General features: G+C 53.9%; 19 protein-coding genes and 1 pseudogene. 11 read left to right on the top strand and 9 right to left on the bottom strand.

What is annotated here, in order from left to right; translation table 11 throughout:
* A partial coding sequence (locus ACRZ9U_RS19485; protein WP_480902738.1) for an ATP-binding protein occupies positions 1–578 on the top strand: 578 nt, incomplete at its 5' end.
* A 113-nt stretch (positions 579–691) separates the two neighbouring features.
* Here ACRZ9U_RS19485 and ACRZ9U_RS19490 read toward each other — a convergent pair.
* The 5 genes from ACRZ9U_RS19490 to rfbC form a co-directional block, all read right to left on the bottom strand.
* Positions 692–1,678, bottom strand: a complete 987-nt coding sequence (locus ACRZ9U_RS19490; protein ID WP_170408870.1) for a sulfotransferase family protein — start codon at positions 1,676–1,678, stop codon at positions 692–694.
* Positions 1,679–2,095: 417 nt separating this feature from the next.
* Positions 2,096–2,962: a glucose-1-phosphate thymidylyltransferase RfbA gene (gene rfbA, locus ACRZ9U_RS19495; RefSeq protein WP_170408871.1), complete on the bottom strand. Its 867-nt coding sequence runs from the start codon at positions 2,960–2,962 to the stop codon at positions 2,096–2,098.
* Positions 2,963–2,965: 3 nt separating this feature from the next.
* Positions 2,966–3,850, bottom strand: a complete 885-nt coding sequence (gene rfbD / locus ACRZ9U_RS19500) for a dTDP-4-dehydrorhamnose reductase (protein WP_480902742.1) — start codon at positions 3,848–3,850, stop codon at positions 2,966–2,968.
* The gene (gene rfbB, locus ACRZ9U_RS19505) at positions 3,847–4,887 is read right to left on the bottom strand and encodes a dTDP-glucose 4,6-dehydratase (RefSeq protein ID WP_170408827.1); all 1,041 of its coding nucleotides are present in this window, start codon (positions 4,885–4,887) and stop codon (positions 3,847–3,849) included. The genes rfbD and rfbB overlap by 4 nt, the downstream gene beginning before the upstream one ends.
* Entirely contained in the window at positions 4,884–5,453 is a 570-nt protein-coding gene (gene rfbC, locus ACRZ9U_RS19510; protein WP_170408872.1) for a dTDP-4-dehydrorhamnose 3,5-epimerase, read from the bottom strand. Before rfbC ends, rfbB begins: the two co-directional genes overlap by 4 nt.
* A 1,075-nt stretch (positions 5,454–6,528) precedes the next feature.
* Here rfbC and ACRZ9U_RS19515 point away from each other — a divergent pair.
* Entirely contained in the window at positions 6,529–7,614 is a 1,086-nt protein-coding gene (locus ACRZ9U_RS19515) for a glycosyltransferase family 61 protein (protein ID WP_170408828.1), read from the top strand.
* A gap of 304 nt (positions 7,615–7,918) precedes the next feature.
* Here ACRZ9U_RS19515 and ACRZ9U_RS19520 read toward each other — a convergent pair whose 3' ends face one another.
* Positions 7,919–8,650, bottom strand: coding sequence for a metallophosphoesterase (locus tag ACRZ9U_RS19520; protein ID WP_170408829.1), 732 nt, complete (start codon positions 8,648–8,650; stop codon positions 7,919–7,921).
* A 554-nt stretch (positions 8,651–9,204) separates the two neighbouring features.
* On the opposite strand from ACRZ9U_RS19520, the gene ACRZ9U_RS19525 reads away from it, so the two are divergent.
* Both ACRZ9U_RS19525 and ACRZ9U_RS19530 read left to right on the top strand, forming a co-directional pair.
* Positions 9,205–10,269, top strand: coding sequence for a tyrosine-type recombinase/integrase (locus ACRZ9U_RS19525; protein WP_480902746.1), 1,065 nt, complete (start codon positions 9,205–9,207; stop codon positions 10,267–10,269).
* 87 nt (positions 10,270–10,356) lie between these two features.
* Positions 10,357–11,039, top strand: a pseudogene (locus ACRZ9U_RS19530) (IS6 family transposase).
* A gap of 127 nt (positions 11,040–11,166) precedes the next feature.
* Here the strand turns inward: ACRZ9U_RS19530 and ACRZ9U_RS19535 are convergent.
* Positions 11,167–11,595 (bottom strand): hypothetical protein, encoded by a 429-nt coding sequence (locus ACRZ9U_RS19535; protein ID WP_170408830.1) that lies wholly within the window; start codon positions 11,593–11,595, stop codon positions 11,167–11,169.
* 862 nt (positions 11,596–12,457) lie between these two features.
* Between ACRZ9U_RS19535 and ACRZ9U_RS19540 the strand changes: the two genes are divergently transcribed.
* The 4 genes from ACRZ9U_RS19540 to repC all read left to right on the top strand — a co-directional run bounded on the left by ACRZ9U_RS19540 (position 12,458) and on the right by repC (position 16,414).
* Positions 12,458–12,634, top strand: coding sequence for a hypothetical protein (locus ACRZ9U_RS19540; protein WP_170746943.1), 177 nt, complete (start codon positions 12,458–12,460; stop codon positions 12,632–12,634).
* Between the two features lie 234 nt (positions 12,635–12,868).
* Positions 12,869–14,104 carry a plasmid partitioning protein RepA gene (repA, locus tag ACRZ9U_RS19545; protein WP_170408831.1) on the top strand — a complete coding sequence of 412 codons (1,236 nt, stop codon included), beginning with the start codon at positions 12,869–12,871 and terminating at the stop codon, positions 14,102–14,104.
* A complete protein-coding gene (repB, locus tag ACRZ9U_RS19550; RefSeq protein WP_170408832.1) occupies positions 14,094–15,029 on the top strand; it encodes a plasmid partitioning protein RepB in 936 nt (311 codons plus the stop codon). Before repA ends, repB begins: the two co-directional genes overlap by 11 nt.
* A gap of 197 nt (positions 15,030–15,226) precedes the next feature.
* Positions 15,227–16,414 (top strand): plasmid replication protein RepC, encoded by a 1,188-nt coding sequence (gene repC / locus ACRZ9U_RS19555; protein WP_170408833.1) that lies wholly within the window; start codon positions 15,227–15,229, stop codon positions 16,412–16,414.
* 114 nt (positions 16,415–16,528) lie between these two features.
* Here the strand turns inward: repC and ACRZ9U_RS19560 are convergent, their stop codons facing one another.
* Positions 16,529–17,920 carry an AAA family ATPase gene (locus tag ACRZ9U_RS19560; RefSeq protein ID WP_170408834.1) on the bottom strand — a complete coding sequence of 464 codons (1,392 nt, stop codon included), beginning with the start codon at positions 17,918–17,920 and terminating at the stop codon, positions 16,529–16,531.
* A gap of 453 nt (positions 17,921–18,373) precedes the next feature.
* On the opposite strand from ACRZ9U_RS19560, the gene ACRZ9U_RS19565 reads away from it, so the two are divergent.
* Entirely contained in the window at positions 18,374–19,351 is a 978-nt protein-coding gene (locus tag ACRZ9U_RS19565) for a replication initiator protein A (RefSeq protein ID WP_480762329.1), read from the top strand.
* An 18-nt stretch (positions 19,352–19,369) separates the two neighbouring features.
* On the opposite strand, the gene ACRZ9U_RS19570 is transcribed toward ACRZ9U_RS19565, so the two are convergent.
* The gene (locus ACRZ9U_RS19570) at positions 19,370–20,347 is read right to left on the bottom strand and encodes a UDP-glucuronic acid decarboxylase family protein (RefSeq protein ID WP_170408836.1); all 978 of its coding nucleotides are present in this window, start codon (positions 20,345–20,347) and stop codon (positions 19,370–19,372) included.
* Between the two features lie 274 nt (positions 20,348–20,621).
* Between ACRZ9U_RS19570 and ACRZ9U_RS19575 the strand changes: the two genes are divergently transcribed.
* Positions 20,622–21,458 (top strand): hypothetical protein, encoded by an 837-nt coding sequence (locus ACRZ9U_RS19575; protein WP_170408837.1) that lies wholly within the window; start codon positions 20,622–20,624, stop codon positions 21,456–21,458.
* 268 nt (positions 21,459–21,726) lie between these two features.
* Positions 21,727–22,755 carry a glycosyltransferase family 4 protein gene (locus tag ACRZ9U_RS19580; protein ID WP_170408838.1) on the top strand — a complete coding sequence of 343 codons (1,029 nt, stop codon included), beginning with the start codon at positions 21,727–21,729 and terminating at the stop codon, positions 22,753–22,755.

Raw genomic sequence — 22,755 nt, forward strand, 5'->3', positions numbered from 1 at the left:
AACGAAAGCTTCCTCCGCTACATGTGAGCGCCGTTGAGACCCCAAATGGTATTTTGGCCTTTACCGGCCAAAGTGGCGCAGGAAAGTCGACAACTGCCTACGAAATCCTTAAGGAAACCGGTTGGCGCTTGTTATCTGACGATGTTGCGGTCATCGACCCGACTGAAAGCAAGACGCTGCTCCATTGTGGTATTTTCCGTCAAAAGCTGTGGAAGGATACAGTCGAACGCGCCGGATTGCAGCCTGATACCCTTACACGAGATACAACCCGCGCTGAAAAATTCCACGTTTTTTCGCCAGAGTTTTTCGTCGCGGAACCACGTCACTTGCATAAGCTTGTGATCCTGGATGTTGCAGATGAACCAAAATTGGATCTATTGGGGCCCTCCGAAGCATTTGCCCAAGTCATGAACACGATTTATCGACCCGACCTCGCGCGCCTCTTCGGAGACTTGCCGGCAACCATGCAAAACGCAGCAGATATCGCGAGCGAAATTGAGACCTTCAGGTTCAGCCGGCCTTGGGGTGTCGACGAGATGTCGGGCTCAATACACTATCTGATTGAGCATTTCGGTTAGTAAACATCTAAACATGAGGCTTGGGGCCATCTGTCAAAGGAGAGATTGTTTGCTATAACTACAAACCCGTATTCCACACATGCAATAGAATTGTATCCGCTCATTCTTCACAATCAGGTGCGCGATGCCGACGTTCGTCGCTTGTAGCGGTTCCAGATAGGCCAAGCCTTTTCGAGCAGCAACCTTTGTGTAAATCCGGAAACCGCCACCGCTCGCTGAAGCGAGGAGTATTCCGGCCTGGCACCCAGAAGATGATCCATGCGCTTCACAAGAAGTGCTTCAAGAGCCGCCTGTTCACGAGAGGTCAGTGTATCGCGGTAGGCATGAAGTCGGCTTGGATCGGGCTTTCGCAATGTCAGGGCATGAAGATGCATATCTCCATCAGGTACAAGATTTGTCTCGCGGGCATTGGTGTCATAGTCAAAGATTTCCGCGTCGAAGGGCACTTCGAGGAAATCGAGAGTTTTTCGCACCGTACCCTCAAAATTTTGGACCAGGTCGCTATAGTTAAGTGCCAGATAACGCGGGTCGCCAACGTGCGCAGAGTGCGCCTCGTGCATTCGCTTGAAGCGGGTCCGTACAGTCCAGATTGCGGAGGCTGACATTTCCTCTCCTGGTTCGGTCTGGCGAGTTTTTTCCGATGAGAGAATGCCTCTTGGGTCTCGAATAATATTAATCACACGGGCCTCAGGGAAGAGCCTCCAGATGTAGTCGAGATGGTATATTCCATGTGGGTTCTTGAATCCGAAGCGTCGCGCCTGCGGTTTGTGCAGCGCTAGGTTCTCTTGTGCGAGACGACCGATAACCCATAAGAACGGGACTGGGTCCTCCTTGCAGTCAGCCAAAATTTTCCGCACGCTCTCGCGAGGAATACGCCAATAATCAAATCGCTTAATTTCGAAAATCTCGGATACGAACTCGTCCAGCCTGTTCTGTGGAATGCCGTCCCAGTACTTCTCTCCAAGAAGCCGGTAAAAGGCACACTCATAGCTGATCCAGATTTCCGGGTGAGCACAAATTACGGTGCGGAGCAGTGTTGTTCCTGACCGCTGCACACCAGTTATGAAAATTGGTCTGTCTAGCTCAGTCTTTTTCGCCATCCGCCAAATCTGTCACTTTGAATTATTGAAATTCTATACTTTTACAACGTTAGTGCCGTGAAAGCCTGACGTCCAGAAGGTCTTTGCTGCCAATACTCAAGCTGGCAGGTCGCTCCGTACCCACCAGAACGACAAGCACAAGTATGATGGATCACGTGGCTAATTCCAGGCCGACGCCCGGTTGGCCTGACGGCGCCTGAACAACATTCAGATATACGCTCCAATGGTACGGGTATGCTTCTCGCCTATGACCCGAGTACCAAGCTTCCTCCAATTCGTAGAGAGGTATTGGGTTTGTTAACCTTAGTGGCCAGTTTGTTCATCATCGTTTTCTCTGCAGGTCCGCTCGGTGTCAGGTTGACGCGCGCCGAGTGTGGCCTTCAGATCAACGATCAATTCACCAGCCCGCTCTGGAAATCACCTCAGAAGCTGTTTCAGATACGCGCCATATGTGGACTTGGCAAACAGCTGCGCACGTTCGACAAGCGCAGCATCGTCAATCCAGTCGTTTTGCCACGCTATCTCGTCGAGGCTTCCGGTCTGCATGCCCTGTCGATCCGTTAGGGTGCGGACGAAGTTCCCGGCATCCAGCAGGGAACCATGAGTGCCGGTATCCAGCCAGGCAAACCCGCGACCCATTGTTTGAACATTCAAAAGCCCTTCTTTGAGGTACATCTCAAGCAATGTGGTGATCTCAAGCTCGCCCCGCTCGGACGGTTGGACCTGACGGGCACGGGCAGGGGCGTCGCCGTCAAGAAAATAGAGCCCAGTCACCGCGTAGTTTGAGGGCGGTACTTTCGGCTTCTCGATGATGCCGCGTACTTTCTGACCTTCGAAATCAACCACGCCGTAGCGTTCGGGGTCGGCAACGCGATAGGCGAACACAGATCCACCACGCTCTTGTAAATCTGCTTCGCGCAGCAAATCCGGCAGACCGTGGCCGAAGAAGATATTGTCACCCAGGATCATCGCGGACGGGGCACCTGCAAGAAAATCCTCTGCCAAAGTATAAGCCTGCGCCAGACCGTCAGGCGAAGGCTGAGTGATCCAGGTAAGCGACAGACCATATTGGCTGCCATCGCCCAACAGACGTTGGAATTGTTCCTGATCCTGTGGCGTCGTGATGATCGCGATCTCGCGGATCTGCGACAGCATGAGCACGCTCAGAGGATAGAAGATCATTGGCTTGTCATAGATCGGCAGTAGCTGCTTTGAGACTGCCATGGTGATCGGATACAGTCGGGTTCCCGAACCACCAGCCAAAATTATACCTTTGCGCTGCATGATCTATCCTTCCAAAGCTGGCCTAGCCCAGGTGCTGACCTTCAGCTCGGTCAGCACCTGGGCTAGGCCAGCTATCCAGTCATGCCGTCCGAGCCCGTAAATGTCATTGAGCCGCGAACACTCCAACCGCGAATTCAGCGGTCTGGGGGCCGGGGTAGGGTAATCTGCTGTCGAAATGTCAGTGATCTGAGTTATCAGACCTGCCTGCGAGACAATTTCGCGCGCGAAACCGGCCCAACTGACATCGGGCGCACCGGAATAGTGAAACAGCCCGCCTTCGACCTGCCCTCCAGTCTTGGCCATAGTCAGCAGCGTGTCGGCAATATCAGCTGCCGATGTCGGCCCCCCGATCTGATCCGCCACGATGGTCAGCGTGTCACGGGCCTCGGCCAGCCTCAGGATGGTTTTGACAAAGTTGTGCCCGTGGGCCGAAAACACCCAACTTGTCCTTAGGATTGCATACCATCCCCCCGCCTGGGAAATCTGATGCTCTCCCGCCAGCTTGGTCTGGCCGTAAGAACCCAAAGGGTCTGTCGGGTCCTGCGTGGTGCGGGGCATATCCCCCGCCCCGTCAAACACATAGTCGGTTGAGATGTGTAGGAAGGGCAAATCACGCTCTGCTGCCGCGCGCGCCATAGCCCCTGGTGTATCCCCGTTGATCACCCGGGCTAGCTGGGGCTCATCCTCGGCCCTGTCGACCGCCGTGTAAGCTGCGGCGTTGATGATCACGTCCGCATCCGTGCTTCGGATAGCGTCAACACAGCTCTGCGGATCAGATAGATCTGCTTGAGAGCGGTCCAGCGCCTCGACCGAGATGCCGTGCGTCGGCGCGCGTCGGCGCAGTTCCGTAGCGACCTGCCCGCTATGGCCGAAGACCAGTGCCTTCATTCGGCCACCCCGAGCCGCTCTCCCACGCCGCTGCGGTTCTGCAGAGCAGCCAGCCATGCGCCATTGTCCAGATACCACTGAACCGTCTGTTCCAACCCGGTTTCAGGTGTGTAAGAGGGGCGCCAGTTCAACTCGTTCCGAATACGGGCTGGGTCGATGGCATAGCGACGATCATGACCGGGGCGGTCAGTGACAAAGGTGATCAGATCGGCGTAGGGCGTTTTGCCCGGCTTCAACCGATCGAGTATCGCGCAGAGCATTTTGACCAAATCGAGATTGGTCATCTCGTTCTCACCGCCAATATTGTAGCTGCGGCCCAGCTCACCTTTTTCCAGCACCAACAGCAGTGCCTCGGCATGGTCTTCGACATGCAGCCAGTCGCGGATGTTGTCCCCTGCCCCATAGATCGGGATGGGTTTGCCAGCCAGCGCGTTCAGGATCACCACCGGGATGAGTTTTTCCGGAAACTGATAGGGGCCGTAATTGTTCGAGCAATTGGTCAGAACCACCGGCAGGCCATAGGTTTCGCGCCAGGCCCGGACAAGGTGGTCGGACCCGGCCTTCGAGGCCGAATAAGGCGAATTGGGCTGATAGGGGCTGTCTTCGGTGAAAAACCCGGTCTTGCCCAAAGATCCGAACACTTCATCGGTTGAGATATGATGAAAGCGGAAGCTCTCGGGCTTGCCGGCACCGATCCAATAGGCGCGCGCGGCTTCCAACAGGACATAGGTGCCGGTGATGTTGGTGTCGATAAAGGCCGCAGGACCATCGATCGAGCGGTCGACATGGCTTTCGGCGGCCAGATGCATGATTACATCCGGCTGGTGCCTGTTCAAGATCGCCGCCATCGCCCCCGCATCCCGGATGTCAGCCTGCTCGAATGCGTATTCAGGCACATCCGCAACGGAGGCGATATTCTCCAGACAGGCCGCATAGGTCAAAGCATCGATATTGACGACCGCATGGCCTTCAGCAATTGCGCGGCGGATGACAGCAGAGCCAATAAAACCGGCACCGCCCGTGACCATAATTTTCATTCACCATCCTCAATCACAAACGGAGTATCTATATTTCGCAAAAATGGAGCTGCTTTATCTTTATCTGACAATTGCGGTTCGGCTAGGTCCAGCGGCCAATTAATTCCAATATCGGGATCATCCCACCGAATGGCGCCTTCTGTTTCCGGAGCGTAGGTGTCGGAGCATTTATAGATGATCTCGGTCTCCGGCTCTAATGTCATGAAGCCATGAGCAAACCCGGCGGGCACCAGCAACATTCGACCGTTTTCAAAACTGAGTTCTGCGCCGACCCAATCGCCGAAGGTGGGAGAACCTTTGCGGATGTCTACGGCGACGTCAAAAAAGCGTCCGCGCCCACAGCGAACCAGCTTGGCCTGCGCTCTTGGAGGCGCTTGGAAATGCAGGCCACGTATTGTGCCAACAGCACCGGAAAGCGAGTGGTTATCCTGAACGAAGACCGTATCGATGCCCGCATCGGTAAAACTGTTCACGTTGTAGGTTTCTTCGAAAAACCCGCGATGATCACCAAATCGCCTCGGCGTGATCAGGATCACCTCCGGGATTGCAAGAGGTACCAATTCCATAGTTACAAATTCTCGTTCCACAATGCGGTGTTGCCACCTTCCGAGACCATGCCATACCTGTTCCGGCAACGCCAAAGCTTTTGTGAACTTTCTAGTAAATAGGGCTCACACTTTCAGGAGTAGAAGTTGTATCGCGCCTTATCTCGGCATGATGCATTGCTTCCGTGATCCAAAACATCAAGTATAAACGGCCATCAAACCATAAACAGTGAGTATTATAATGGCTTGCCCAGTGACTTGATGGCGCACGTTTAGGCTGCACTCACGATGTTGGATGTTGCGACTCGCATGAGGTATCTGCGCTTTTAACCCCGGCAACCTGCTGATAAAGTTGAAAGGCAATCGGACCGGAAAACCGAGACGCAAAAGATTGACATGCCAAGCATTGAAGCTCTTGCTGCAGCTCAAAATACACACTCACAAACGTTCTGGAACTCGGTAACGCCTGCTGCGTGTCCGTAAGCTTGGATGCTTTCATAGTCTTCGTTCCTCCTCGGCCATAATGCCCCTCTCATGGATTGCTGTGCAAATCACTGCCGGGCAGTGGTGTTCCGGACCGTCGCTGACCTCAATTAAGCACGCTTATGAGATGGGCACATCGGAGTTACATGGAACCAGCATCATCTTGGCAGCCGTCACGCTGACCATAAACCGAAGCATGTACACGGAGAATCTCAACCGAAGGCCGCGACAAAAGTAGGTCGGACACGAATGGACTCAGCTACGTCTCTTTGGAGGATCAATCATGCCGTGTAAAACCGCTTGGCTGGGAAGGCACCGTTTCCAAAGTCCTGAGCTCAGGCAGAAAACTCTGTTGTTGCCGGATTGTTTCGAAGTTGTGAAAGAATGAAATCGAGCGTCTTGCCGTGTTTGTCGGCAGTTCGATAGAAACAAGAAAACAGCAAATTTGGGCAACCAGGCAGAGCCGCCTCACTTGCTATGAAAACCTGTCAATGTTAACCATTTTTGTAGAGTTGAAGGTATTTCTGTGCGATCCATACTCAAGCATAAATTTCGAAGCTTACGACGAAGTGCGCTTGAGCATCTCTATGACCTGACATCAAGTAATTGGCATATGCTTGACACTGTCCCGCTGCATAGCATCTCCACATCGACCCTTGAGAAAGATGTTTCCTATTTTGGCGAAGCGCAGATTCACGACCCAAATGGAGCAGCGCGAATCTGGCCACAAAATACGCGCGCCCTCCGTCATCATCTGGAACCACAAATCATCCCGCGGCCATATACGCTGGAGCTATCAGACGTACTTGTCTCGCATTTTACGGTTGTCGAAATCGCAAACCCCGAACATGTTCCAATTGAAGTATTCCCAGAAACGATGCGTTCGCGAGAGCACATACACTTCATGGACAAAACTAAAAATCAACGAAGATCGCTTGCGCAACAGCATCTAAATAAAGAACCAGATTATAACTGCGGTTATCTATTTGGCTCCATCGGGTGGCAAAATTATTATCATACGATTGTAGACCATGCGGTCAGATATGCAGAATTCCAAGCCGCTGGGAAAATTCCCAGGGAAGCTCATATCATATTTCCAAAGACTCCAAACAGTTATCAGGCTGCCATTCTGGATCTTTTAGAAATTGCGCCGAATAAGCGCGTGTTTGCAGATCAAAATTGCATTAAGCTGAAAAGCCTCCTGCTCCCATCAATGCGCCGACACGGGCGTGCGGTGACACGCTCGGGGCTTGAAGCTTTCCGTTCACAAGTTCTACGCAATGTGTCTGTCAAATCATTCGATGGACCGCGCCGCGTTTTTTTGACTCGCAAGGATGCAGCAATGCGCCGAATCTTGAACGAACCGGAGGTTGAATCGGTTCTGCGCGGGTACGGATTTGAAACGGTTCAGACCGAACACTTGAGCGTAGTCGAGCAAGTTCAGCTATTCTCCAACGTCGAAATCATTGCAGGGCCTCACGGGGCCGGTTTGACAAATGCTGTTTTTGCAAATGCTCCGCACATTATTGAGTTCTTGCCAGCTGACCTGTGGGACTTGGGATACTATGTTGGGTTAGCAACATCTTGCGGCGGTACATATGATGGGATTGTTTGCGATGGGGTTGCCGCAGGAGACGACATGACTGTCGATCTAACCGTTTTAGAGATCGCGCTGTCAGGGTATGAACGGCTCGTATAAGGAAGGCAAATAGATCAGGTTCCGAAGGTGTAGACGCCCCCGTAACCTGCCGTTCCTCCCGGCCCAGGCCGTCTACATCCTATGCTTCCTTTGCGGGATAATATAGATTGTGCTATCGACACTCCAATGGACCCGCAGTCGGTAAATCGCTTAACTTAAAACTGAGCTTACAAACGCACGGCCTGCTAGGGTCTCGCACGGTTTTTGATCGTGGAAAGCCGCCCCGTGCCGAAAGGCGTACCTAAATCTGTAGCCACAGCCAAGCTATGCAGCTTCGACGCCTCACCTTCACAATCTTTATTGCTCAGCCGACAACATTAAAACTAACACCGCCGTGAAAAATATTAGCAACGCAAAGCTGTCCGGTCGCGTAAGCGCCGGTATCGATCGAGATAATACCTTTTTCCGCAACTGGGTTGCTAACGATGGTATGGCCGTGAACGATCCACAAACCATCCTCTCGCATGACCTTTCCGAAGTCATGGTGGCCCCAGATAAAGTTATGTTTGTCTTGTAGGTCGATTTTTTGCTTTGGGTCAGCTCCGGCATGTACGACGATGACATTGCCGTTTCGGTGCTGGTAAAGCAGATTATGCAACCAGAAGATTTGCTCTGGCCCCATCGCTTGGCGAAGGGCGTCCCGTACAGCTTCCAGCCTGTTTGGATCGCAGGTTTCCGTAACGTTCGAAACACCAAAGCTAGCCAGTGTTTGCAAACCACCATAGCGCAGCCATCTAGACCCATTCGCACGTGGATTTTCTAGAAATGCCAACAGCATCTCCTCGTGGTTTCCCATGAGAAAATGAGAGTTGGGGCGACCAATAAGTCTGCGCAAAACGCCTGCGCTATCTTCGCCGCGGTCGATATAGTCTCCAACAAAAACAATCTGGGCGGCCTCTGGCAGTTGCAACAGCGCACGCTCCAACAGATCAGAACGACCGTGGATATCACCGATTGCATAGAACGATTGTTCAGGCTCTATCGGCTGAAATACTTGATATTTCTCTCGCCGCTTGGCGGCCCAGGCTTTCAACATCTTTTGCTCCAATCCATCGCAACGGCAGTGCTCAGATTTCGCTCGCCAAATAAGGCAGCGCCTGTGCTAAAACGTTTGCTGCGACAAGATCAATCGATTGGAATCGTATCCTTTTTCATGCTCTGAACAAGCCCGATACCTACTATCGCCCCCAAACGATTTAAGTTTCTTTTACGAAGATTGAAGTCGATAGCAACCAACTCAGGACCAGTGTCGGGGTTAAGTGGAAAGTTCGGCGAGTTGCTGGAACCGAGAGGCTCCAAGCGTGGATTGACCCTTAGGCTGTGAAGGTGTGAACGCTCCCGTTGGCCTCGGTGTGCCATTGTGGGTTAGCAAACAGCCTGAATGGCGGAGATAAGCATGATCGATCAGATCTAGCAAAGAACAACTTTCAGCGGCATCGCTAATCCTCTTTTGTGGCAAACTCCCTACCCTCGTTACGCGCAAGACTACGCCCTTTTGCACGTTACTTTCGCCACACCGCTAACTTGCTATTACACCTGATAAGTAGCGCTTATCAGGTGTAATTGATTTTACCCGAAAACGGAGGCAGAATGGCGGCCATGACAGCCCCTGCGCCCTATCTCCCCGCCGCCTCCCCTGCCCTCTCGCAGGCTGATCAGGACGCATTGACGGATCTTTATGTGCGTGGCACGCCACCCAACACGTTGCGGGCCTATGAACGGGATCTGATTTATGTGACGGCCTGGAAGGCGACGCGTTGCGGATCGGCGCTGGACTGGCCGGAATCCGAGGCCACGGCGCTGGCCTTCATCCTCGATCATGCCCGCGATCTCGGAGATGCCCCGGACACAGACATCGCACTTCAAACGGCGGAGAAACTCATCGCGCAAGGGCTGCGCAAGTCCCTCGCCTGCCCGGCACCATCGACACTGGACCGGCGCATCGCCTCCTGGCTGGCCTTCCACCGGATGAAGAACCTCCCCTCCCCGTTTGACGCGCCGCAGATCAAGCAGGCCCGCGCCAAGGCAAGACGTGCCGCCGCCCGGCCCCCGACCCCGAAATCCGCCCATCCAATCACCCGCGATGTGCTTGAGCAGCTGCTGGCCACCTGCCGCGGCTCGCGCCGGGATTGTCGCGACCGGGCGATCCTGATGCTGGGCTGGGCTTCTGGTGGTAGACGGCGCTCGGAGATCACCGGGTTGATGCGCGAGGATGTCAGCCTGAACGCGTTTGAAAAGGAAGGTCTGATCTGGATCTCGCTCCTGGAGACCAAGACGACAACCAAAGGTGAAACGCCGCGGCTGGTGCTGAAGGGCCGTGCGGCACAGGCGCTGGTGCACTGGGTCGAGGTTGGACAGATTAAGAAAGGGCAACTGTTCAGACCAGTCTCAAAAGCGGATCGTGTGCTGAAACGTCGGCTTTCGCCGGAAGCTATTTATCAGATTGTTAAACATCGCCTCCGGTTGGCAGGGTTGCCGGAGGACTTCGCCTCGCCCCACGGTCTGCGTTCTGGGTTCCTGACCCAGGCGGCGCTGGACGGCGCCCCGATCCAGGCCGCCATGCGATTGACCCTGCACCGCTCCATGGCCCAGGCACAGAAATACTATGATGATGTCGATATTGCAGAGAACCCCGCGACCGATCTGTTGGGGTGAAATGTGGTTCTTTCGCAAACTCTATTCCCAACTGTCATTCCGCCTGCGTATCTGATGGCGCGCGTTCGGATATGACAGGAGCAGACTGTGACGATCTCATTCAAAGGCGCACATTTTCCAAAAGACGTGATCTTACACGCGGTCTTTTTCTACTTGTGCTACGGTATTTCACACTGGGATCTCGAAGAGATCATGGCCGAACGCGGCGCTCGCCTGGATCATGCGACGCTGAGCTGTTGGGTAAGCAAATATATCGGGCTCGTGGCTGCAGTCGCGCGATGTCGAATGCGCGACGCGGATCGTTCTTGGCGCATGGATGAGACTTATGTGAAAGTGAAGGGCGAATGGGTTTACCTCTATCAGGCCATCGACAAGTTCGATAGAACGCTTGGTTTCATGCTGTGCATGTGCCGGAACAAAGCTGCGGCAACAAAATTTTTGCCAGCGCGCTCGAAGTCAACATGCTGCCACGTAAGATCGTCATCGACAAAAACGGGGTGAACTCAGCTAGGATCAAAGCGATCAACGAGATGCCCAAAAGCTTTGGTTTCCCGATTCCGACAGAGATGGTGAGGCGGAAATATCTCAATTACATCAATGAACAAGATCATCGTTTCATCAAACGTCGGATCGGGCCCATGCTTGCTTTCAAGCCATTCGCTTCAGCTGCATCGGCCCTAGCCAGCATCGAACTGATCAACATGATACGGAAAGGTCAATTCACACCTGGACTCTCTCCGTTTCAGCAGTTTGCCCAACTGGCGGGGTAACGAATAACGCCAATTCCGCTGATGCTGCTATCGAAGGTAGTTGGGACAGAACCTTTCCCAACTACCTAGTTTTCGAACAAGCCAAACTGCCTGTCTATGCAATAAGACCTATGGGACGCGTTACGCTTTAACGACCAATATCGTCTTCTCTCAAGCGTTCGGCTTTGCGCTCTCTTGCGCTAGACCTTTGTTCATTGTCGTAGTTGTCAACCCGCTGCTGCGACTGTGTCGAATTCTCAGTGCGTTTGTTGCGTTGCAGCCCTTTTTTCTTTTCGATTTGTTCAAGTAGCTTATTGAATACTTCTTCATCGATTTCACCAACAGTGATCTGTTCAAATATGTCTCTAAGTTGGTCAGCATAGTCATCGGGTATACTACACTCACAAGCTTCATTCTCATTTTCTTTTGGATCTGGTTTGGGGTCTGGATCGTCATTCGGATCAGGTTGATCATCAGGTTCTGGATCGTTCGGCCGCTCATCTGAAGGTCCTTCACCGGAGCGTTGTTCGGAAAGCCCAATAGACGCTGTTGGTAAATCCGACAGAAGTGCAGCCAACTTGGGGCACTCTGCACCGGTCCTAGTAAGGTAGTTGCTGAAGTCAGCACGTCTTTGGATGTACTTGATCATATCCGATGTGACGGCATCGCATTCACACAGTATCTCTGGTGAACTCGAAGCTTGTCGGGCGGTTGAGACGGTACAGGCAGATGCCTCGGCTGGGCTTGCTACACTAAACTGAAACAAAACCGCAGCGGCTATTGCGGATATTCCATAGGACCGAATGCCCATAGTTATACTCCTATATACTCATTACGAACTACACCGACCATATGCACGATCAGAACCATGCGTTGTATGAACCACGCCACAGTTTGGTCATAAATACACCTTTCTCTTGGCGCATTTCCAGAGCCGTCGCGTGAGATGTGGCGTCTGAGATTCTCGCCAGCAGTGAAATCTTTCGGAAAAACAAGGATTAATTCTTCCCGGGCGGAAATCATGTTTAATTCCACTATTTTCAGAATGGATGAAAAAATGTCACAGTTTGACGATTGTTTCGCGTTGAGAAATCCAATTTGAGCAGAAACTCAGGCGGATTTGGCCAATCGCTTATTCCCAAGCCATGTTTGGGCTGACCTTGTTGCACGGATTGGCTTCCCAGATTAGTGAGCTACTCCCCAATGTTTGGACAGACTTCCGCGTAAATCAGGCTACCCTTTGTTCCTGCTGATTGGGTTGGGTCTCGTGTTTTCTCAAAAGAACAGGCACAGAATGCGACCACGGTGCCTTTGTCGGCATACTTTAACCGCTGGATTAGGCGTCCTTCCATTCCATCAAATGGATCTCACCATCAAACTTTGGGATCAAGCACCTAGTGCTTTGCGGATACTGCCCGCCGGACTGTCTAAGCAACGTAATGCCACGGCACAAATTCGTCGAGGCGCGTGATATTGTGACCTGCGTTCCAGGTGAAAACCCATGTGATCCAGACCTGCGGATAGATGTGGCACAGACCGGCAGCCTAGACGAAGATCCAGGCCGTGACGGCCGAGGCATAGCCCCCTCGCCCACCCTGTCCCTCAGGAACTGGTGATGCCGACCGGGAAATCTGGGCGTGGATTTGATGATTGTTGAGGCATACCCTCACGGGAGCACCCGATCATTCCCGCAAACAAGTTAAACCGCGCAATCTCGTACCCACTGCTCTGTTTGCTACAGGATATGGAAAAAGCGCTTGCAAGAATCGCCGTAAGCACGGCATTAATTACGGAAATAAGTGAATAAAACGGCCTAAAGCGTAACAACGCAGAGCCGAGTGAGGGCAGAGATGGAGCAAGCAACCGCAGGGGTCCCCATACCGGAGGCCCAGCAATCTAGCTATAACAGGGAACGGATTGACCAGCTGGTCGGAGATCACGCCCAGCGTTTGTCAGAACGGCTGCAGGCGCATCGCGCTCAGTTGTTCCCGCCGGATGCCAGGCGATCCCTGCGCAAGTTCACGTCGGGAGAAGCGGCAGACTTGCTCGGCGTTAAGGACGCTTACCTGCGCAAGCTGCATCTGGACGGGCGCGGCCCGTCACCCGAAACCCGTGCTGGGGGGCGGCGCTATTACTCACCCGAAGACATTCAGGCCTTGCGCGAATTGCTTGAAGTCGGAGCCAAAGCGCCTGGCAACTACCTGCCCGGACGGCGCGAAGGAGATCATCTGCAGGTAATCACTGTCATCAATTTCAAGGGTGGCTCTGGCAAGACCACTACCGCCGCCCATCTGGCGCAAAAAATGGCGCTGGATGGTTATAAGGTGCTGGCGATCGATCTGGATCCGCAGGCCAGCCTGTCGGCGCTGCACGGATTTCAGCCGGAATTTGACCTGCTTGACGGAGGCACGCTGTACGACGCGATCCGCTATGATGATCCGATACCGCTGCGCGACGTGATCCAAAAGACCTACTTCACCAATCTCGACATCGTACCGGGCAATCTGGACCTGATGGAGTTCGAGCACGACACCCCCCGTGCGCTCACGCAACGGGACGGTAACCTGTTTTTCACGAGGATCGGCGACGTGCTGTCCACCGTAGAACAGGAGTACGATATCGTTGTCGTCGATTGCCCCCCACAACTTGGATTCCTCACTATGGCCGCCCTGTCCGCGGCAACAGCCGTTCTGGTCACGGTACACCCGCAGATGCTTGACGTGATGTCGATGTGTCAGTTCCTGTTGATGACCTCGAACCTGCTGGGCGTGGTGGCCGAGGCCGGCGGCAACATGTCTTATGACTGGATGCGCTACGTGATTACGAGGTATGAGCCCGGCGACGGCCCTCAAAATCAGATGGTCAGCTTCATGCGCTCGATGTTTGGTGACCATGTACTAAACCATCCAGTGCTGAAATCCACCGCAATCTCTGACGCCGGGATAACCAAGCAGACCCTCTATGAGGTCGAAAAAAGTCAGTTCACTCGCGCAACCTATGAACGCGCGATGGAAAGCTTGGACGCCGTGAACGGCGAGATTGTATCCCTGGTCCAATCTGCATGGGGGCGTGGCGATGGCGCGTAAGAACCTGCTCAAGGGGCTGATGGAAGCCCCCCCTCCCCCCGTATCCGGTGACGCACCTTCACGGGTTGATGTGGCCAAACCGCGCTATGGCTCGGGTGCGATCGGGGCAGTCAGCCAGTCGATCTCGGACCTGAAATCACGCTCGGTTCAGGAAATCGACCCGCGGATGATTGATGACGGTGGCCTGCGCGACCGTCTGGAGGAAACCACCGGTTTGGCTGAGCTGGCCGAGTCAATCCGGGAGTACGGTCAGCAGGTGCCAGTGCTGCTGCGGCCCAATCCGAATGATGGGGAACGGTTTCAGGTCGTTTATGGTCGCCGTCGGGTGGCCGCACTGCGCGAGTTGGGGCTGCCGGTCAAAGCCTTAATCAGGGTATTGGACGACCGTGCCGTCATTTTGGCTCAGGGTCAGGAAAACAGCGCGCGGCGCGATCTGAGTTTTATCGAAAAGGTCAACTTCGCCCGCCAGATGCAGGATATGGGTTATGAGCGCAAGGTGATTTGCGACGCGCTTCATGTGGACAAAACGTTGATATCAAGAATGCTGTCCGTATCCGATCGCATCCCCGAGCCAGTGATCCAGGCCATCGGGGCCGCCCCGTCGATAGGTAGGGATCGTTGGCTGAAGCTGGCTGAGCTACTGCCACAAGATCAGATGCAAAACGTGATCGATGCTGCACAGGGCGACACATCCGATGACCGTTTCGAGGCAGTTCTGACCGCCCTCACCCCACACAAGCCCCCTGCTCCGCGCACCGATGTGCTGCTGAGATGCGCAGATGGTACGGCATTAGGTCAGATGCGCCGCAATGGTGCCAAGGCCGTGCTGACGCTTGATACCAAAGCGACCAGAGGATTCGAGAACTGGCTGGTCGAAAACATCGCAGATATTCACCACCGATGGAAAACCGACAAGGATGAATAACCCCGCAACCGCGGGATAATCGTGGAGCAGCGACAAGGAGGCACGAACAGGCAGGACGAAAAGAAAAGACCCCTCAGAACCGAAGTTCCAAGAGGCCTGAATTGGTGATTTAGCACCTCCGATTTTATGGCTTTGAGTTGACAGCTGTCAACTGGCGTCGAGCCCGGCGGGTGAAAAGTTTTGTCTCGTGACAGCAAATGGAACACATTACAATAACGCCTTTTGGGCAGCCGGTAACGGCTGGACTGATCAAACAGGTGGCGGCTATGCAGACCGCACCCGAGATATCGCATATCGACAAATGGGAACTGCTGCGCAATCTTTGCACCGCCCGCCGCGCCTTTGGCGTGACCGATCGGGATCTGGCGGTGCTAAACGCGCTGGTCTCTTTTCACCCGAATACGTCGCTGTCAGATGACGACAGCCTGATTGTCTTTCCATCAAATGCAGCCTTGTCGAACCGTGCGCATGGCATGGCCGAAAGCACGCTGCGTCGTCATTTGGTAGCACTGGTGCGTGCAGGGCTGATTGCACGCCACGACAGCCCCAACGGCAAGCGTTACGCCCGGCGTGACGTCGACGGAGAGATTACCTGCGCGTTTGGCTTTGATCTGCGGCCGTTACTCCAGCACGCTGTGCATATTAACGTTGCCGCCCAAGAAGCCCGCGCCGCTCAGGCGCAATTGGAGGCTGCTCGAGAGAAGCTGTCCTTACTTAAGCGCGACGCTCTAAAACTGGCGCTCTATGGACAGGAAATCGCCCTTCCTGGCGACTGGGACGCACTTCTGGCCGACCTGCTGGAGGTTCACAAGCAGATGCGCCGCAAGCTGGGCCTTGAAGCGCTGTCCGAGTTGGAACGCCGGACCTCGGACATCCTCGGAAACATCCGCGCCTTGCTTATCTTGGAAACAGAAAAAATGAGCGGCAATGACGACGATTCCGGGCGGCACTATCATAATTCAAAACCAGATAACCTTGAATCTGAACATTGCCCTGAAAGGGATAACGGCGAAGGCGGCCCGGTTGGTTCTTGTGAACCGGATCGGGAACTGCCAAGGGTGCCCCTGCCTCTGATCCTGAAGGCATGCCCTGATATCCTGCCTTATTGCGAACGCGAACCGCGCGAATGGCGTGATCTGGTGATAGCCGCCAGCTATGTGCGCGGAATGATGGGGATCAGTCCCTCGGCCTGGCAGGAAGCTCAAGAGGTGATGGGCCCGGAAACCGCCGCTGTAACCGTCGTCTGCATTCTGCAAAGGTTTGGCAACATCAACAGCCCCGGCGGGTATCTGCGGGCCCTGACGGGAAAGGCGGTGGTCGGAGAGTTCTCTCCCGGACCGATGGTGATGGCCCTGTTGAACGGTGTGAATCGTACCGCAACCTGAATATTTCCGTGTCAGACGATAGTTTTTTCAGAGCCTACCAGAGGCAACCGGTTCGAGTTGACAGCTGTCAACTTAAAGGTTGGTCCGGCTCAATTCGGAAAGGAAGCGAGATGCTTATACACCGTCACGGGCTCTCTCGGCGGCGGCCAACTCATCCCGGCGCCAGGCTCCAAGGAGCAGGCGTTTGAAACCAGCGTAAGTCGCATCAAAGGCCTGACGTCCCTGCGCGTAGGCCTCGCGGTTGAAATCCCGGTAGTCAGTCTCGTAGACGCTCGTGACTTGTTCGTCTGTCTGCCCAATAAGCGGGGTGAAATCCTGACGGTAAGGGGAAAGCACCGTCCCGAGATGGCCCTGCATGAGGGCGGCGGTTTCCGCTTGTCTGCTGCTGTCAAAACGAGTGATCACTGCGCGCACGGCGTCCCAGTTAAATCTCAGGCCCGTATGTCCCAGCGCCTGGGCGGCGATATTCTCGGTCTCTTCAATCGAAGCAAAAGTCGTATGCAGCATGTCAAAAAATCGACCGGTGGCTTCAAACTCAAGGAACGAGGCACCCGTGGGTACCAGCAGGATGTCGCCGGCGGCCAGCGCGCTAATCGTCAGATTCCCCAGAGAGGAGGGCGTATCCAGGACTACAAGATCGTACTCCTGCAGTATCCCATCTGCGTCCAACCGATCGGACAGCGCATCCCACAGCTTCCATGTCCGCGCCTGGGTGCGCCAGATTGGTGCCTGGAATTCAACCCAATACAAATCCAACTGTGCGCCCAAAAGATCAATGTTTGGCCAGTGGGTGCGCTGCACCACATCTTGGGCTGTCATTTCTATGGCTTGGGCAACGGTGCCATCAAGGGGAAGGGGAGGTTCACCCCGATCCAGACGCGACTGGTTGTCCCGCCGCAAGTGATCACCGTAATGGCGAGCAAACAGAGGAAAGACGGTTTCCCATTTGTCTTTGATTTGCCCGCCGAAGATCGAAGACATTGATCCCTGACTATCAAGATCAATGATCAACACCTTGTAACCATCCAGAGCAGCTGACATCGCCAAATGAGCCGCCATTGAGGTTTTGCCCACACCACCTTTGAAATTGGCTACGGTCACGATCTTGGCAGGCAAACCGGGGGGGCGATAGGGTAGGTAGTCGCGATGCTTGCTGCCTTCCGCCGCGAAGTGATTTCGCAAATGTAGCACCTCATCGAGCGTGAACCATTTGGCACCGCCTTCGGTTTCCGTCAGACCTTGTGGCAACTCGGGGTTCTGGCGCAGCACCCGGCGGAAATGGGCCGGGGCCACGGGGATGAGATATTTGGTGATCTCCCATGTCGAGAAGCGGCGCAGGGTTTTCTGATCGGTTGTATTCTGCCTGTAGGCAGTAAGAATATCCCGACCATTCCGGCATGTTTTTGCAATTCCTGCGAGATCTTCTGTGCTGATCGGCGCATCCATACTTGCCAGCGCATCATCTGATGAAATGCCTAGATAGGGGACTTGGCCGTTATTGCCCATCAATGCCTCCATGTATCATGTTTTCTGCCTGATAACACAAAATATGTAGCATGGATGATTTTTTGTACACTCCCTTATTTTTTCTATGAAAATAGGGACATCCCTTGCCAAATCGCGGTTTTGGTCAGTTTCTTGCCTGCTTATGGTGTTAAAATTTTGTTATTTGTAGTTAAGGTAAAAAACTACCTTTATAAGGTATTGAATAAAAACATTTATTTATGGTTTTTTGTATTCAGAATGACTCTAAAACCCCGATAAAACGACTCTGAACCCCCGAAGGGCTGACTCTGAACCCCCGATTTGTGCGGGTAAAAGACTATACCTGAGCTCACCCTGTGGATAACTTGGGTGTCAATGAAACGACGAATCCATTTTAGGGGAGCCGAGCAGTCCTTCCCCGACCAAAAAATGTAAGTAATGCATAGTCCGGCAAGCCGGCGGATGGAGAGGCAGATGACGACAGGCATACCGGCGGCAGGCCCGGGCGATTTCTTTGTATGTGACTTCTTTGCGGCTAGTCCAAAACATGATCTGGCTTCACTGGAGCATCCGCTCTTTTCACTGGCTACGCGCCCAGATAGGCGCATTCTGAACTATACTCACAATGATGTGGCAGTGACTGTGACACCCTCGGTGAAAGGGCGGGCCACGATCTTTGATGCCGACATTCTGATCTTTTGTATCAGCCAACTGATGGCGGCGCTGAACGCGGGTCGTGCTGTATCGCGGCAGCTCACGCTTACAGCGCATGACTTGCTGCTTGCCACCGGTCGTGAAACCAGCGGAGATGCCTACCGCCGCTTGAAAGAGGCCTTTGAGCGGCTCGCGGGAACTCGCATCACGACCAATATAGTCACAGGTGAGCGCGAGATCACGACAGGTTTTGGCCTGATTGAACGCTGGGAAATCGTACGCAAAACCCGGGCAGGGCGCATGGTTTCGGTATCTGTCACGTTAAGCGAGTGGATCTATGAGGCGGTGCTGGCGCGTTCGGTTCTGACGCTGAGCCGGGCGTATTTTACGCTCCGCCGTCCGTTGGAGAGGCGGTTGTACGCGCTAGCGCGCAAACACTGCGGTCAGCAATCAGGCTGGCGCGTCTCATTGGAGGTGCTGCTGAAGAAGTCGGGTTCCGCCAGCCCGCGGCGCGTCTTCCGCGCTATGGTGCGCGATATCATCGCCACCGACAATCTGCCGGACTACAAGCTGGAAGAAGAACCCGGCGACATCATCTCTGTCACGCGTCGCGATACGGTGGTGGATGAAGGCGGCAGGCTGTCGCTGACCCCCGAGACGCTGGATGAAGCCCGCAGGCTGGCCCCCGGTGCGGACATCTACGCGCTGGAAGCCGAATGGCAGGCCTTCGCCGCTCGCACCCCTCCGCGAAACGCCGACAAGGCGTTTCTGGGGTGGGTTGCCAGAAAAATGAACTAGGCGCTCCTTACCCCAGCCTCATGCGATGCCCGCTTTCACGAGGTGCTCAAAATAATCGATCGTGGGGACAAGGCCTTCGCGAAGGGGGACTTTAGGTTCCCAGTCGAGGTGTTTTTTGGCCAGCGTGATATCGGGTTGGCGCTGTTTGGGATCGTCTTGCGGCAGGGGTTTGTGAACGATTTTGGACTTGGTACCCGTCAGCTCAATAATCGCTTCTGCCAGTTCCAGCATTGAGAACTCGCCTGGATTGCCGGTATTGATTGGGCCCGTCACATCGTCTGGCGTGGCCATCAGGCGGATAAAGGCCTCAATCAGATCATCGCAATAGCAGAACGAGCGTGTCTGCTGACCGTCTCCGAAAATGGTAATATCTTCGTTCCTGAGCGCCTGCATGATGAAGTTCGAGACCACACGCCCGTCATGAGGGTGCATACGCGGCCCGTAGGTGTTGAAAATCCGGGCTACTTTGATGCGCAGTTGGTTTTGACGGTGGTAGTCGAAAAACAGGGTCTCGGCGCAGCGTTTGCCTTCATCATAGCACGAGCGGATGCCGATCGGGTTCACATTACCCCAGTAGCTTTCAGGCTGGGGGTGGATATCGGGATCGCCGTAAACCTCGGAGGTGGAGGCCTGCATGATCTTCGCCCCGACACGCTTGGCCAGACCCAGCATGTTGATCGCACCATGCACGGACGTCTTGGTCGTTTGCACCGGATCATGCTGATAATGGATCGGTGACGCAGGGCAGGCCAAGTTGTAAATCTCGTCCACCTCTACATAAAGCGGGAAGGTCACATCATGGCGCATCAACTCGAAATTGGGTGCGCCCATGAGATGGCTGACATTGCCGCGCCGTCCGGTAAAATAATTGTCGACGCACAGGACCTCGTGCCCGGCCTCAACCAGGCGATCACACAGATGGCTGCCCAGAAATCCAGCACCGCCGGTCACCATAATGCGTTTGGCAGTCGGATTGATAAAACTTGTGTCACTCATATGCGATCGTCCTGAAAAAGTTCTTGTTTCACAGCCTTAACATAGATTCTCGGCTGGTCACGTTGTAATTCTCTACACCTAACGGGAAACCTTGTTCGGTGAGTTCGCGAACACGGCTGTGGTGAATCATGTTGCGGTCAGGGCAGAATGTCTGCGAATAATGAGTGTTGGCCGGAAAAGATGCAGGACTGGCAAGCCTGCCCGGCGATGAATAAACTGGAGATGGTTATTATGCACGCAAGAGCGAGCAGCCGCGCCAGATTAAGGTGAGTATATGTTCCTATCCGACGAGTTTGTTTACGTTGACTTGAACAAGACGGGGAGTGTCTCCGTTTTGACTTGGCTACACGCACTCGAAGTTCCACAGAGACATGTAAAACACCACTTGAAGCCCGATGAGGCAATCATCTCAAGTGATATTTTAAAATTTGCAACGATACGAAACCCTTGGGACTTCTACCTTTCTCTTTGGTCCTATGGAGTAAAACAAAAAAGGAAATCGGGGCCCTACCTAGCTTTAACTCGGTTTCGACCGTTGAAGAGCCGCGGTTACACACAGAATCCGCGCGGCGCTATACTTGGGTTCGTCCCAGCTCTTCTTGCTGCAGCCCGCCAGGACCGTAAAGCAAATTTGCAACTTTATTCAGACCCCAACAATCCCGAAGCTTTTCGAACATGGCTTCGCAAATTGATGGATCCTAAGCTGGCTTCCGTGCTGTCTGGCGCATATTATTCATCGCGTCTTTTTAGCTACAGTGGCCTTTACAGCTATCGGTTCTGCAATCTGTATTGCGCCGACAACAAAACGTTGCATTCGGGACGTCTGCGAGATTCCGTAACTCTCGAGAAATGGGTCGAACAACATTGTTATATTGACCGTTTTCTGCACACCGAGACACTTGCGGCCGATTTCCGGTCAGTCGTACTCGACCACGGGATAGCACAGGCCGAAACTCTCGATTCCGTGATTGGCACTGGAAAGCCCAGGAATGCATCGCGCTCGGCCACCGTAAAAAGATCGGATTTCTACGATATGGAGACTCGCCAACTCGTCGCCGAACGTGAGAGTCTGATTGTCAACCGGTTTGGCTATGAGTTCAAAGACGACTGAGCTATGTTCGGATAAAAGATGCCTATGTTATCCGTTGGACGTTTGGTTTTGTTCTCAGTAACTTGGGAAAATAAGATTAGAAACCCAGAAATTTATGATGAGTTTTTTGCGAGTTGCTGGTCAAACTTTGGTTCGCTAGCGGTTGTGCAGTAACAAGGATTACGTTCATGGAAGGTCGATACGAAGCTCCTGGGTATTCGACAACACCAAGATCATCCAATAGGCAGGCTCCAAAAGACGCGGGCAGCTGGAAAGGCCTGCTCTTCGGATGACGACACCTCACACTCCGGATTCCCTCAGCCTCAGGGTTGCGTTTATTCTGCTGGGAGATCGCAACAAGGCCAGCTCGCGTGTGCGTGGCTATTGGATTGGCGAAGAACTTGAGGCGTTGGGGCATCGTGTTTCCTACCATCATGCGCCGCGCCGACGAGATTACCTGCGAATGTTGGCAGTTACTATGCAGCACGATGTCATGATTTTCCAGAAGCAGTATTCTCGCTATGATATTGCCTTGTTGCGCATGGCCAAGCTTATGGGCAAGCGGGTGTTTTTTGATATCGATGATGCGCCCTCGCGTGTGGGCCGGGAGATTTCTCAGCGCAATGCTGCGACTATGATGCGCGATGCGCACGGGGTTTTCGCGGGCAGCCGCAATCTGGAGGGGCTGGTTCGAGAGGCAGGTGGTAGGGCACATTTCGTCCCTTCGGGCATTCGCCTGGATCAGTACAGGGCACGCACTGCAGGTGACGCGGGACAAGTGTGTCTGGGCTGGATCGGCAACGGCGCCCATTATGTCGAAGATCTGACCTCGATTCTTGAGGCACCGCTGCGCAGTCTTGCCGCGAAACACGACATCCGTCTTAAAATTGTAGGGGCCTGCGGTGAGCCAAAACTGGCCGAGGTCTTCGGCGATATCGACGGGTTGACGCTCGATCTCGTGGATGAAGTGAACTGGTCTGATCCCGAGGCGGTAGCAGCTGCAGTGGCCGATTTCGACATTGGCCTCTATCCGCTTATTGATAACCCGTTCAACATCTATAAATGCGCGTTCAAGGCGCTGGAATATATGGCCACGTCCATTCCGGTTGTGGCAAGCGGGGTGGGGGCCAATGGTGATGTGATCACCGATCGGTCGGATGGGTTTTTGGTTTCCTCAGACAAGGAATGGACCGCCAGTTTGTCCCACTTGATCGCGGATGAGGGAGAGAGACGCAACTTTGGTGCGAATGGTCGCGCCAAGGTAGAAGAGCGCTATAATACAAAAGCTCTGGCCGCCCAGATTTCGGCGCTGTTGTGA

This window comes from Ruegeria sp. D7 (assembly GCF_056534355.1).